9 protein-coding genes and 3 tRNA genes are annotated in these 12,893 nt (G+C 55.8%); 4 read left to right on the top strand and 8 right to left on the bottom strand.

Translation table 11 applies throughout. From position 1 onward, the window contains the following. Positions 1 to 10: 10 nt before the first annotated feature. Positions 11 to 472, bottom strand: coding sequence for a tRNA (adenosine(37)-N6)-threonylcarbamoyltransferase complex ATPase subunit type 1 TsaE (gene tsaE, locus ACN9MQ_RS01860; protein ID WP_020882947.1), 462 nt, complete (start codon positions 470 to 472; stop codon positions 11 to 13). Then, positions 465 to 1,988 (bottom strand): bifunctional ADP-dependent NAD(P)H-hydrate dehydratase/NAD(P)H-hydrate epimerase, encoded by a 1,524-nt coding sequence (gene nnr, locus ACN9MQ_RS01855; protein WP_025206258.1) that lies wholly within the window; start codon positions 1,986 to 1,988, stop codon positions 465 to 467. The genes tsaE and nnr overlap by 8 nt, the downstream gene beginning before the upstream one ends. On the opposite strand from nnr, the gene queG reads away from it, so the two are divergent. Next, a complete protein-coding gene (gene queG, locus ACN9MQ_RS01850) occupies positions 1,987 to 3,126 on the top strand; it encodes a tRNA epoxyqueuosine(34) reductase QueG (RefSeq protein WP_426021258.1) in 1,140 nt (379 codons plus the stop codon). The two genes, nnr and queG, sit on opposite strands and share 2 nt — an antisense overlap. Positions 3,127 to 3,395: 269 nt before the next feature. Here the strand turns inward: queG and ACN9MQ_RS01845 are convergent. The 4 genes from ACN9MQ_RS01845 to orn all read right to left on the bottom strand — a co-directional run bounded on the left by ACN9MQ_RS01845 (position 3,396) and on the right by orn (position 4,456). After that, positions 3,396 to 3,471 (bottom strand) — tRNA-Gly (locus ACN9MQ_RS01845). A 36-nt stretch (positions 3,472 to 3,507) separates the two neighbouring features. Further along, positions 3,508 to 3,583 (bottom strand) — tRNA-Gly (locus ACN9MQ_RS01840). Between the two features lie 36 nt (positions 3,584 to 3,619). After that, positions 3,620 to 3,695, bottom strand: a tRNA-Gly gene (locus tag ACN9MQ_RS01835). 215 nt (positions 3,696 to 3,910) lie between these two features. Beyond that, entirely contained in the window at positions 3,911 to 4,456 is a 546-nt protein-coding gene (gene orn / locus ACN9MQ_RS01830; protein ID WP_025206260.1) for an oligoribonuclease, read from the bottom strand. Between the two features lie 107 nt (positions 4,457 to 4,563). On the opposite strand from orn, the gene rsgA reads away from it, so the two are divergent. The 3 genes from rsgA to mscM all read left to right on the top strand — a co-directional run bounded on the left by rsgA (position 4,564) and on the right by mscM (position 10,025). Then, a complete protein-coding gene (gene rsgA, locus ACN9MQ_RS01825) occupies positions 4,564 to 5,616 on the top strand; it encodes a small ribosomal subunit biogenesis GTPase RsgA (protein WP_020882951.1) in 1,053 nt (350 codons plus the stop codon). Between the two features lie 97 nt (positions 5,617 to 5,713). After that, complete coding sequence (gene asd, locus ACN9MQ_RS01820) at positions 5,714 to 6,682, top strand: archaetidylserine decarboxylase (protein ID WP_426021259.1); 969 nt, start codon at positions 5,714 to 5,716, stop codon at positions 6,680 to 6,682. Positions 6,683 to 6,701: 19 nt separating this feature from the next. Beyond that, the gene (gene mscM / locus ACN9MQ_RS01815; RefSeq protein ID WP_426262675.1) at positions 6,702 to 10,025 is read left to right on the top strand and encodes a miniconductance mechanosensitive channel MscM; all 3,324 of its coding nucleotides are present in this window, start codon (positions 6,702 to 6,704) and stop codon (positions 10,023 to 10,025) included. A 39-nt stretch (positions 10,026 to 10,064) separates the two neighbouring features. Here mscM and yjeM read toward each other — a convergent pair whose 3' ends face one another. Beyond that, positions 10,065 to 11,564 carry a glutamate/gamma-aminobutyrate family transporter YjeM gene (gene yjeM, locus ACN9MQ_RS01810; protein ID WP_148576602.1) on the bottom strand — a complete coding sequence of 500 codons (1,500 nt, stop codon included), beginning with the start codon at positions 11,562 to 11,564 and terminating at the stop codon, positions 10,065 to 10,067. 200 nt (positions 11,565 to 11,764) lie between these two features. Beyond that, the gene (epmA, locus tag ACN9MQ_RS01805; RefSeq protein WP_020882955.1) at positions 11,765 to 12,742 is read right to left on the bottom strand and encodes an elongation factor P--(R)-beta-lysine ligase; all 978 of its coding nucleotides are present in this window, start codon (positions 12,740 to 12,742) and stop codon (positions 11,765 to 11,767) included. Positions 12,743 to 12,893 lie beyond the last annotated feature (151 nt).

Here is a 12,893-nt window from a genome sequence, read left to right as displayed (position 1 = left end):
ATCCCTACGCTTAACCGGCCAGACGCGCCAGTAAGGAACTACCTGATGAGGAAACAGCACTGATGCGTGCCTCACGCCCTTGTGCCTGGTAATCTAAGTGAATTTCGACATCCGGGTCAGGCAACACACCCGCACCTTGTTGCGGCCACTCCACCAGGCAGATGGCATCATTGGCAAAATAATCACGGATCCCCATAAATTCCAGCTCCTCGGGATCCGCAAGGCGGTATAAATCAAAGTGGTACACCATGAGATTTTCAAGGGTGTACGGTTCTACCAGCGTGTAGGTTGGGCTTTTCACATTGCCTTTATGGCCTAACGCCTGCAGAAAACCCCGGCTGAAGGTGGTTTTACCCGCACCTAAATCACCATACAGATAAATGACGGTTGCCCCCTGACAGGCCTGTGCCACGCGTTTGCCAAGATCTAAAGTGGCTTGTTCATCAGGTAAAGAAATCGCTCGATTAGTCATTTTCTACGTCAATCACATCCGGGTTAACAACACGCCGTAGCGTGCAAAAAAGATCGGTGGCCAGCATTCCGCGTGTACCGTAACGTGCCGCCAGCTTATCCGCCGCGACACCATGGGCCACACAGCCAGCGCAGGCTGCATCATAAAGGGGAAGTTTCTGTCCAAGCAATGCGCCAATGATGCCGGAAAGCACATCGCCCATTCCGCCGCTCGCCATGCCCGCATTTCCGGCATCGACAATGCCCAGTGCCTCGTCGCTGGCGACAACGGTTCCTGCCCCTTTCAGAACGGCAACACCTCCGTAACGTTTTACCAGACGCCGGGCAGAAAGTAAGCGATCGCTTTCAATTTCTGCCACGCTGCAGTTAAGCAGGCGCGCGGCTTCGCCGGGGTGCGGCGTCAGAATGCGATTGTGACGCTTATCAGGATTGATTGCCAGAAGGTTCAGCGCGTCGGCATCCCACAGCATCGGTTTACGAAAATTCTCGACCTTCTGCAGGGCCTGTTTCCCCCAGGCCTGCTGCCCAAGCCCCGGGCCAATGACCACGACATCCGCCCATTCGAGACTCTCTTCAAGCGACTGCGGCGTCAATTCATGCACCATCAGCTCCGGGCGGGCCGTAATAATTGGCGCACTATTTTCGATGCGCGTCAGTACCCGCACTAAGCCGGCACCGCAACGCAATGCCGCTTCCCCCGTCATGCGGATAGCCCCCGCCGTGCCGTGGTCACCTCCAATGATCACCAGCCTGCCGTGATCGCCTTTATGGGACGTCGGGCGGCGCGGCGGTAGCCACTGTGCCAGCAGCGAAGCATCAACGCGCGAAACGTGAGTTTCCTGCCCGGCAAGCCAGCTCTCCAGCCCCAGTGCGTTATGGTGCAACGTTCCCGTGACATCCCGTGCTTTACCGGTAAGCAGCCCCGGTTTCAGGGCGATAAAGGCAACGGTGTGCGCGGCCTGAATCACCGCGCCCGGCGTCGTGCCGGTTTGCGCCATCAGGCCAGAAGGTATATCCAGGGCCACCACCGGCGCGCTGTGGGCATTGGCACGTGCAATCAGGGTGGCAACCGGGTCGCGCGGCGCACTGCGTAGTCCGGTGCCCAGCAGGCCATCAATAATCACATCAATCTCTTCCGGCCAGACGATATCGGTGGCATGTATAACACCGCCCGCGTTCAGCCAGGCTTCCCGCGCCGCACTGGCCTCTTCTGGCAGCGGTTTATCGCTCTCCAGCGCCAGCAACGTCACGTGGATCCCGGCGGCAACCGCCAGCCGGGCAACGACATAACCGTCACCGCCGTTATTGCCGTGTCCGCATAAAATCAGCCAGTGCGACGATTCAGGGTAAGCCGTGCGGGCAACGTTAAACGCCGCTTCGCCCGCGCGTTGCATCAGTTCATACAGGGTAATGCCGAGGCTGTCTGCGGCCTCTTTTTCGGCGTGCCGGAGGTCATCCGCATGCCAGATGGAATGTGGTATACTTTCGGGGTTTTTCTTCACAGTATGGTCCGTCATGTCACAGCCCCTCGATCTCAATGAATTAGCGCAAAAAATTAAACAGTGGGGTGCTGAGCTTGGCTTCCAGAAGGTGGGTATCACCGATACCGACCTCTCCGCCAGCGAGCCGAAACTGCAGGCATGGCTGGATAAACAATACCATGGCGAAATGGAGTGGATGGCGCGTCATGGCATGATGCGTGCCCGCCCACACGAGCTGTTGCCCGGTACATTACGCGTCATCAGCGTACGCATGAACTACCTGCCCGCCAACGCGGCGTTTGCTCGCACGTTAAAAAATCCCGCTCTCGGTTACGTCAGCCGGTACGCCCTGGGCCGTGATTACCATAAGCTTCTGCGTAACCGTTTAAAAAAACTTGGGGAAACTATTCAGCAGCACTGTGTGTCGCTGAATTTTAGACCGTTTGTAGACTCTGCGCCTGTTCTTGAGCGCCCGATAGCAGAAAAAGCCGGGCTTGGCTGGACAGGTAAGCACTCACTTATCCTTAGCCGCGACGCCGGATCGTTCTTTTTCCTCGGTGAACTGCTCATAGATTTGCCGCTGCCGGTAGATGGTCCGGTAGAGGAAGGTTGCGGGCGCTGCGTGGCCTGCATGACCATTTGCCCGACGGGTGCCATCGTTGAGCCTTATACGGTGGATGCGCGCCGCTGCATCTCCTATCTCACCATTGAACTCGAAGGGGCGATACCGGAAGAATTCCGTCCGCTTATCGGGAACCGTATCTACGGCTGCGATGACTGCCAGCTGATCTGCCCCTGGAATCGTTACTCGCAGCTTACGGATGAAGACGATTTCAGTCCTCGTAAAGCGCTTCATGCGCCTCAGCTTATCGAGCTCTTCGCCTGGAGTGAGGCCTGGTTCCTGAAAGTCACCGAAGGATCCGCCATTCGGCGTATTGGGCATCTGCGCTGGTTACGAAATGTCGCCGTTGCGCTGGGTAATGCATCCTGGGATGAAGCCACTATTCAGGCGCTCGAAAGTCGCAGAGGTGAGCACCCACTTCTTGATGAACACATAGAATGGGCGATTGCGCAGCAAATCGAGAAGCGCAATGCCTGCGTTGTCGAGGTGCAGCTGCCGAAGAAACAACGGCTGGTGAGAGTGATTGAAAAAGGGCTTGTACGGGATGCTTGATATATTCACAGCCTGTGAATAAAAATAAAAACTCAAGCGCCATCGGGGCTGGCAATGAGGTCAAGTGATCTAAATAACATTTTGAAATGAAATTTACTTCATTAAATTCAGTATGTTACGAAGATATTATTCACCCTGCTAATTTTCTTCTGGTCTGTAACTGAGTAGGGCTTCTGTGGATAACTCTGTTCACAAGAGTATTTCAGATGCAATAGAAAATGTCCCCAACGAAGCATTCCGCTGTGGATAATCTGGAGATGATAAGAATTTGGAGCGGGAAACGAGACTCGAACTCGCGACCCCGACCTTGGCAAGGTCGTGCTCTACCAACTGAGCTATTCCCGCTTGGGTGGTCCGTGCTGTGGAAGCACTTTCAAATTTTGGAGCGGGAAACGAGACTCGAACTCGCGACCCCGACCTTGGCAAGGTCGTGCTCTACCAACTGAGCTATTCCCGCTTGGGTGGTCTGTGCTTTAGAAGCACCTTCAAATTTTGGAGCGGGAAACGAGACTCGAACTCGCGACCCCGACCTTGGCAAGGTCGTGCTCTACCAACTGAGCTATTCCCGCAAATTTGCACTGCTTTTGTTGCTGTCGTAACGTGTATTTCTCTGTCGTTACGGGAGGCGCATTATACGAGAAATCCGTTTAGCTGCAACCCCCCTAAAAGCGTTTTTTGTGAAATTCAGTTCAAGTGATGGAATATTCATCGCTTTGCACGTTTTTACACCATTCATGCGTTCTGTAGGCCGGGTAACGCGCAACGCCCCCGGCAACCGCCTGAATTACAGCTTAATAAAGTTCTCGCGATAATACGCCAGTTCGGCCACGGACTCACGGATATCGTCCATGGCCTGATGCGTTCCCTGCTTTTTAAAGCCATCCAGGATTTCCGGTTTCCAGCGACGCGCCAGCTCTTTCAGGGTGCTCACATCCAGATAGCGGTAATGGAAGTAAGACTCCAGCTCCGGCATGTACTTAAACAGAAAACGGCGATCCTGACCGATGCTGTTACCGCAGATAGGTGATTTGCCCGCCGGAACCCACTGTTTCAGAAACGCAAGCGTTGCCAGCTCCGCCTCGCGATCGCCCATGGTGCTAGCCTTAACGCGCTCCACCAGCCCGCTCCCCGTGTGGGTGCGCACGTTCCACTCATCCATTAACGCAAGCTGGTCGTCGGACTGATGAACCGCGATAGTCGGCCCTTCCGCCAGAATATTCAGGTTGGCATCGGTCACCAGGGTTGCAATCTCAATAATGCGATCGCGCTCGGGATCCAGCCCGGTCATTTCAAGATCGATCCAAATCAGGTTGTTTTCATCCGCGCTCATGTTATTTTCCACCCTTCTCGCATAACCGGCTGTAGCAGGTTAACTAGTATTAATTAGAGTGTATCATAGAGGTTTTGCCCCTTACGGGCGACCAGGAGTCAGCGCGATTGAGTAAAAATAAACTCTCCAAAGGGCAGCAGCGCCGTGTGAATGCCAATCACCAGCGCCGTCTTAAAACCACTTCGGAGAAGGTCGATTACGACGACAACCTGTTTGGCGAACCGATGGAAGGCATCGTCATCAGCCGTTTCGGTATGCACGCCGACGTGGAATCCGCCAACGGTGAGATTCACCGCTGCAACATCCGCCGGACGATTCGTTCTCTGGTGACCGGCGATCGCGTGGTCTGGCGCCCGGGTAAAGAAGCGGCGGAAGGCGTCACGGTAAAAGGCATCGTTGAGGCGGTCCACGCGCGTACGTCGGTACTGACCCGTCCCGATTTCTACGACGGGGTTAAACCTATCGCAGCTAACATTAACCAGATCGTTATCGTCTCGGCGATTTTGCCCGAACTTTCGCTCAATATTATCGACCGATACCTTGTCGCCTGTGAAACGCTGCAGGTTGAACCGATCATCGTACTTAACAAAATCGATCTGCTCGATGAAGACGGTATGAACTTCGTCAACGAGCAGATGGATATCTACCGTAACATCGGGTATCGCGTTCTGATGGTTTCCAGCTATACCAAAGATGGTCTGAAACCGCTTGAAGAGGCGCTTACCGATCGCATCAGCATCTTTGCGGGACAGTCCGGTGTGGGCAAATCGAGCCTGCTGAACAACCTTCTCGGCCTCCAGCAAGAGATCGTGACCAACGATGTGTCTGATGTTTCTGGCCTGGGCCAGCACACCACAACCGCGTCACGCCTGTATCACTTCCCGCACGGCGGCGATGTCATTGACTCCCCGGGCGTGCGTGAATTCGGTTTGTGGCACCTTGAGCCGGAACAAATCTTCAACGGATTTGTCGAATTCCATGATTATTTAGGTGCTTGCAAATACCGCGACTGTAAACATGACAATGACCCGGGCTGCGCTATCCGTGAAGCGGTCGAGAAAGGCGAAATAGCGGAGACCCGCTTTGAAAACTACCACCGCATTCTCGAGAGCATGGATCAGGTAAAAACGCGTAAAAACTTTTCTGATTCTGATAACTGACAACTAAGCTAAGCATCGCTAAAATCGTCCCCTTTTTTCAGGTTCCGGCGCTTTGCGGCCGGATCAGGAACGACAAAACAATGGCCTGGAGGCTACCTTGTTAAACTCATTTAAACTTTCGCTTCAATACATTCTGCCGAAACTGTGGCTCACTCGCCTGGCGGGCTGGGGCGCGAGCAAACGAGCGGGCTGGCTGACCAAACTGGTCATCGACCTTTTCGTAAAATATTACAAGGTCGACATGAAAGAGGCGCAGAAGCCGGATACCGCCAGCTACCGCACCTTCAACGAGTTTTTCGTCCGCCCACTGCGCGACGACGTGCGCCCGCTGAATACGGACCCTAACGTGCTGGTGATGCCTGCAGATGGCGTGATTAGCCAACTGGGTCACATCGAAGACGACAAAATCCTGCAGGCGAAAGGCCATAACTACAGCCTGGAAGCGTTGCTGGCAGGTAACTACCTGATGGCGGAGCTGTTCCGTAACGGGACCTTCGCGACCACCTATCTCTCACCGCGCGACTATCACCGCGTGCACATGCCGTGCAACGGTATCCTGCGTGAAATGATCTACGTTCCGGGCGATCTGTTCTCCGTGAACCACCTCACGGCGCAGAACGTACCTAACCTGTTCGCCCGTAACGAACGCGTCATCTGCCTGTTTGATACTGAATTCGGCCCTATGGCGCAGATTCTGGTGGGCGCGACCATTGTCGGCAGCATTGAAACCGTCTGGGCTGGCACCATCACCCCACCACGTGAAGGCGTGATCAAGCGCTGGACCTGGCCTGCCGGTGAAGAAGAAGGCTCTGTCGCCCTGCTGAAAGGTCAGGAGATGGGTCGCTTCAAGCTGGGCTCAACCGTTATCAACCTGTTTGCACCGGGTAAAGTTAAGCTGGCCGAACAGCTTGAAAGCCTGTCGGTCACCAAACTGGGTCAGCCGCTGGCCGTCTCTACCGAAACCTTCGTAACGCCGGTGGCAGAACCTGCACCGTTGTCCCAAGAAGAGATCGACGCCGAGCACGACGCCAGCCCGCTGGTTGACGACAAAAAAGACGAAGGCTAATAACAGAAGGATCGCTGACGTGCGCCCGATTATCGTTCTACTGATGGCCTGGTGCCTCAGCATGGGGGCGTACGCAGCGACAGCCCCCGACGCAAAACAGATAACCCAGGAACTGGAGCAGGCAAAAGCGGCAAAACCCGCTCAGCCAGAGACCGTTGAGTCGCTCCAGTCCGCCCTGAACGCGCTTGCGGAGCGAAAAGGCTCCCTTGAGCGTGCGCAGCAATATCAGCAGGTTATCGACAACTTCCCGAAACTCTCGCAAACGCTGCGCTCGCAGCTCAGTAATCTGCGTGATGAACCGCGCGATATACCGGCGGACATGTCTTCTGATGCACTGAATCAGGAGATCCTCCAGGTCAGCAGCCAGCTTCTGGAAAAGAGCCGTCTGGCTCAGCAGGAGCAGGAGCGGGCGCGTGAAATTGCCGACTCGCTCAGCCAGCTTCCCCAGCAGCAAACCGATGCCCGCCGCCAGCTTAATGAAGTTGAGCGTCGCGTTGGCACGCAAAGCGGCAACACGCCGCAAGCGCAGGCGCAAAATCTGGGGCTGCAGGCCGAATCTGCTCGCCTCAAAGCCCTTGTTGATGAACTGGAGCTGGCGCAGCTGTCCGCCAATAACCGCCAGGAGCTGTCGCGGATGCGCTCTGAACTGGCGCAGAAGCAGAGCGAACAGCTGGATGCATATCTGCAGGCCCTGCGTAATCAGCTTAACAGCCAGCGGCAGCGCGAAGCCGAGCGTGCGCTTGAAAGCACCGAACTGCTGGCGGAAAACAGCGCGAACCTGCCCAGCGGCATCGTTGAGCAGTTTAAGGTCAACCGCGAGCTCTCTGCGGCGCTGAATCAACAGGCGCAGCGTATGGACCTGGTGGCCTCGCAACAGCGTCAGGCTACCAATCAAACCCTGCAGGTCCGCCAGGCGCTTAACACGTTGCGTGAGCAGTCCCAGTGGCTAGGGTCATCAAACCTGCTGGGTGAGGCGTTACGCGCGCAGGTCTCACGCCTGCCGGAAATGCCCAAACCGCAACAGCTGGATACCGAAATGGCTCAGCTGCGCGTGCAGCGACTGCACTTTGAGGATCTGCTCAACAAACAGCCGCAAATCCGCCAGATCCGTCAGGCTGACGGACAGCCGCTGACCAGCGAGCAGAACCGCATTCTGGAAGCCCAGTTGCGTACCCAGCGTGAACTGCTGAACTCCCTGCTCCAGGGCGGGGATACGCTGATTCTGGAACTGACCAAGCTCAAGGTCTCTAATAGCCAACTGGAAGATGCGCTGAAAGAGGTGAATGAGGCAACGCACCGTTATCTCTTCTGGACCTCCGACGTGCGGCCGATGACCTTCTCGTGGCCGATTGAGATTGTTCAGGATCTGCGCCGCCTTATTTCGCTGGATACCTTCAGCCAGCTGGGCCAGGCCAGCGTGATGATGCTCACCAGTAAAGAGACCATTTTCCCGCTGCTGGCCGCGCTGATTCTGGTGGGCTTCAGCATTTACTCGCGCCGGTATTTCACCCGATTCCTGGAGCGCTCCAGCGCCCGGGTGGGGAAAGTTACGCAGGATCACTTCTGGCAGACGTTACGCACCGTCTTCTGGTCGATTCTCGTCGCCTCACCGCTACCGGTCCTGTGGATGACGCTTGGATATGGCCTGCGGGAAGCCTGGCCCTACCCGCTCGCGGTGGCCATTGGCGATGGCGTCACTGCCACGGTGCCACTGCTGTGGGTGGTAATGATTTGCGCCACGTTCGCGCGGCCCAACGGTTTGTTCATCGCTCACTTCGGCTGGCCGCGTAATCGCGTTGCACGCGCCATGCGTTACTACCTGATGAGCATCGGACTGATTGTGCCGCTGATTATGGCGCTGATCATGTTCGATAAACTTAATGACCGGGAATTCTCAGGGTCGCTGGGCCGCCTCTGCTTTATGCTGATATGCGGGGCGCTGGCAATTGTCACGCTCAGCCTGAAACGCGCCGGTATCCCGCTCTATCTGGATAAATCCGGTAACGGCGACAACATGTTCAACCGGCTGCTCTGGAACCTGCTGCTGAGCGCACCGCTGATTGCCATGCTGGCAGCGACGGTGGGTTACCTGGCGACCGCCAAGGCGCTGCTGGCGAGGCTTGAAACCTCGGTGGCGATCTGGTTCCTGCTTCTGGTGGTGTATCACGTGATACGCCGCTGGATGCTGATCCAGCGCCGCCGTCTGGCGTTCGACCGTGCCAAGCACCGACGGGCAGAGATCCTCGCCCAGCGTGCGCGTGGCGAGGAAGAGCCAAACCATGTCAACAGCACAGAAGGCACGACGGAAGCTGACGAAGTCGAGCTGGATCTGGATGCCATCAGTACCCAATCCCTGCGACTGGTACGCTCCATCCTGATGCTGATTGCACTGCTGTCGGTGATCTTCCTGTGGTCGGAAATTCACTCCGCGTTTGGCTTCCTGGAAAACATCTCCCTGTGGGACGTAACGTCCACGGTACAAGGTGTGGAGAGCCTGGAGCCGATTACCTTAGGCGCGGTGTTGATTGCCATTCTGGTGTTGATCATCACCACCCAGCTGGTGCGTAACTTCCCGGCGCTGCTGGAGCTGGCCCTGCTGCAGCATCTCGATTTAACCCCGGGGACGGGATATGCAATTACCACCATCACCAAATATCTGATCATGCTGTTTGGCGGGCTGGTCGGCTTCTCAATGATTGGTATTGAATGGTCGAAACTGCAGTGGCTGGTGGCGGCACTTGGTGTGGGGTTAGGGTTTGGCTTACAGGAGATCTTCGCCAACTTTATCTCTGGCCTGATTATTCTGTTCGAAAAACCGATTCGTATTGGCGATACGGTAACGATCCGCGATTTGACCGGCAGCATCACCAGGATCAACACGCGCGCCACCACCATCAGCGACTGGGACCGTAAAGAGATCATCGTGCCGAACAAGGCGTTTATTACCGAGCAGTTTATCAACTGGTCGCTGTCAGACTCCGTCACGCGTGTGGTGCTGACGGTACCTGCGCCGGCGGATGCCAACAGCGAAGAGGTCACTCAGATCCTCTACACCGCCGCAGAGCGCTGTTCATTCGTGATCGATAACCCGGCGCCAGAAGTGTTCCTGGTGGATTTACAACAGGGGATCCAGATTTTCGAACTGCGTATTTACGCCGCCGAAATGGGACACCGTATGCCACTGCGTCATGAGATCCACCAGCTGATTCTGGCAGGGTTCCGTGAGCACGGCATTGATATGCCGTTCCCACCGTTCCAGATGCGTCTGGAAAGCCTGGACGGGCGTAAAACGGGAAGAACGTTAACGTCAGCGGCGCGCACACGCCCGGCAGGAAGTCTGTAACCCTTCTCCCCTCCCTTCCGGGAGGGGAATGTTTAACCGCTACGCCACTTCCGTCAGCAACGCCACAGAACGTCGGCGGTAATTCTCATAAATCCCCATCGCCAGCAGCGAGAAGAAGACTGGGCCGCCCACCATCCACAGTGCGCTACTCCAGTCATTCGCCTCAATCACCGGCTGAATAACGGTAAAGATGTTGGCGAATGCCACTACCAGCACCACCACCGTGGTTGCCAGCAGCGTGGCGGCGCGCGTTTTGAAAATCACAAACGGACGCTCAAGATCCTCCTTCGCCTTAAAGAACGGGAAGGCCAGGCTCAGAAAGAGATAAGGCAGCGTCATCGACACGTTCGCCATCAGGGTCAGCTTGTTATAAAACGCTGACGCGGTATCCCCACCAAACGACACCAGCAAAATGAACACGCAGACCAGCAGGCACTGCATCCACATGGCGTTGGCGGGCATACCTGCGGTATTCAGTTGCGTCATGCGTGCAGGCCACAGCGCTTTTGGCGTGCCCTGAATTATCGCTTTCAACGGAGAGTAAATCAGCGTGAAAAACGCGCCGGTATAGGCAAGAAACATGGACAAGCCGGTGATGCGTGCAAACCAGACGCCCATCGTTGCCGCCGCTTCCGGTGTCAGATTCATCGCTTGTCCCAGCGTCATCCCCAGGCTTTTCATCAGCACATAGGTAATGTTGCCCAGGTTAGTGGTGTTGTTGCTGAGTACCTGCTGCCAGTTGCTGCTGACGCCCCAGAGGAAAATTGCCAGCGAATAGCCAATGGAGATAACTATTGCGGCAAAAATAATGCCTTTCGCAAAGTTCTTTTCCGGGTTCTCGGTCTTGTCGACCAGGCCGCCCACCGCCTCAATACCGCCGTACGCAAAAATGGCAAACACCACAAAGGAGAGCATAGCGAGCCCGGACTGATAGCTCGGGTTGGGTGAGGAAACGAAGTTCACCTCCTGAGCGAAATGTCCGCCGTTCAGGCACAGAATGGCAATGCTGACCACCAGCAGCACCAGGTTCAGGCACATCACCGAGATCCCGCCCACGGCGGTAATACGGGCAATTTTGTTGATGCCCTTAGACGCCACCAGCGTTACAACCACCATCCAGCAGACGGCCAGAATCCCGACCACCTGCGTGGAGCTCAGACCGGCCAAAGACCAGACCTGAGTGTGATCGCTGCCGAAAACAAACGTTGAGAACGGTACCCAGACCTTGGCCGCCGTACTGACCATCCAGACCACATACGAGGAGAACCACATAAACGTGCCGATAAACGCGTAGCGCGGGCCGATGCTGTTGTTCATCCAGGAATAGATCCCGCCCTCTTCTTTGCGGTAGGCCGCCCCCATTTCCGCCATCATCAGCGCAAACGGTATGAAGAAAAACAGAGCCGAGAGGATGTAGAACGGCGTTGCGCTGTAGCCCATCAGATAGAAAGCCGACGGGCTGTTGGCAAAGCCAAAGACGGAGGTGAAAATCATCAGGATGAGCCCGGTGAGGGTCATCTTTTTAAGTGACTGGGACATAGCGCCATCCAAAGGAAGTTAAACTGCGCGGATGGTAGCAGAAGACCAGATTAATATTGTGGCTATTAGGGGCGAATTAAGAAAAAGACCTGCGTACAGAGAATGTGGCAGTTTTTAATGTTGTCGTGCGGAAATGGAAAGGTTAATTGACATCAGAGGTGAGCCGGGTAAGCGACAGCGCTACCCGGCAATACGGTGCGTTATGCGCGATCGACCGTAAACGCGATCACTTCGCCCAGCTGTTCTGCACCCAGCGCCAGCATCACCAGACGATCAACGCCCAGCGCCACGCCGGAGCAGTCCGGCAGACCCGCTTTCAATGCTTCCAGCAGATGGGTATCAATCGGCTGCTGCGGCAGACCACGTGCCGCGCGCTTGCGGTTATCCTGCTCAAAACGCTGCTGCTGTTCGCGTGCGTCGGTCAGTTCGTGGAAGCCGTTCGCCAGCTCGATACCTTTGTAATAGACCTCAAAACGCTCCGCCACACGGTGATCTTCGGTGCTGATCTGCGCCAGCGAAGCCTGGCTTGCCGGGAAGTGATATACAAACGTCGGCCGGTCTTTGCCAATTTGCGGTTCAACGCCAAAGGTGAAGAGCAGTTGCAGCAGCGTGTCGCGGTCTTCTTCGGTATCTGCCACGTTGCTCAGATCCAGTTTTGCCGCCACTTCGCGCAGCTGCGCTTTATCCGCAGAGAGCGGATCAATTTCCAGGTAACGCTGGAAAACCTGCTGATAAGAGAGCGTTTCCGCTTCTGAGCACTCCAGCACCTGCTGCAGCAGATCGTCCACCTCGTTCATCAGGCGGTACATATCATAATGCGGACGGTACCACTCCAGCATGGTGAATTCGGGATTGTGGTGACGCCCCATCTCTTCATTACGGAAACTGCGGCACAGCTGATAGACCGGGCCACACCCTGCCGCCAGCAGGCGTTTCATGTGGTATTCCGGACTGGTCATCAGATACAAATTCATGCCCTGTGAGTGGCCAGGACCAACAAAACGGGTTTCAAACGGGACCAGATGAATATCCGTAACCGTTGCCTGACTCATGCACGGGGTTTCCACCTCAAGGACGCCGCGGTCGGCAAAGAAGCGGCGGATCTCCGCCATAATTGCAGCGCGTTTTAGCAGGTTGGGGATGGATGCGCTCGGCTGCCAGGTGGCCGTTTCGCTCATGAGTTTTTCTCCGATTTCAGACAAGGGCACGAAGTCTACTCGTTACCAGGGACGGAGACAAATTTTGCGCAGTAAAAAAGCGCATTTCATTTAGGTGAACAATTGCGCAACGAAATTCATTACTCACCGCGATAAATCGCCGCACAGAACA

This window comes from Enterobacter sp. R-25, assembly GCF_049913205.1.
Lineage (GTDB): Bacteria > Pseudomonadota > Gammaproteobacteria > Enterobacterales > Enterobacteriaceae > Enterobacter > Enterobacter ludwigii.
Note: the sequence above shows the minus strand (reverse complement) of the source record. Positions and strands in the feature narration are given on the sequence as shown.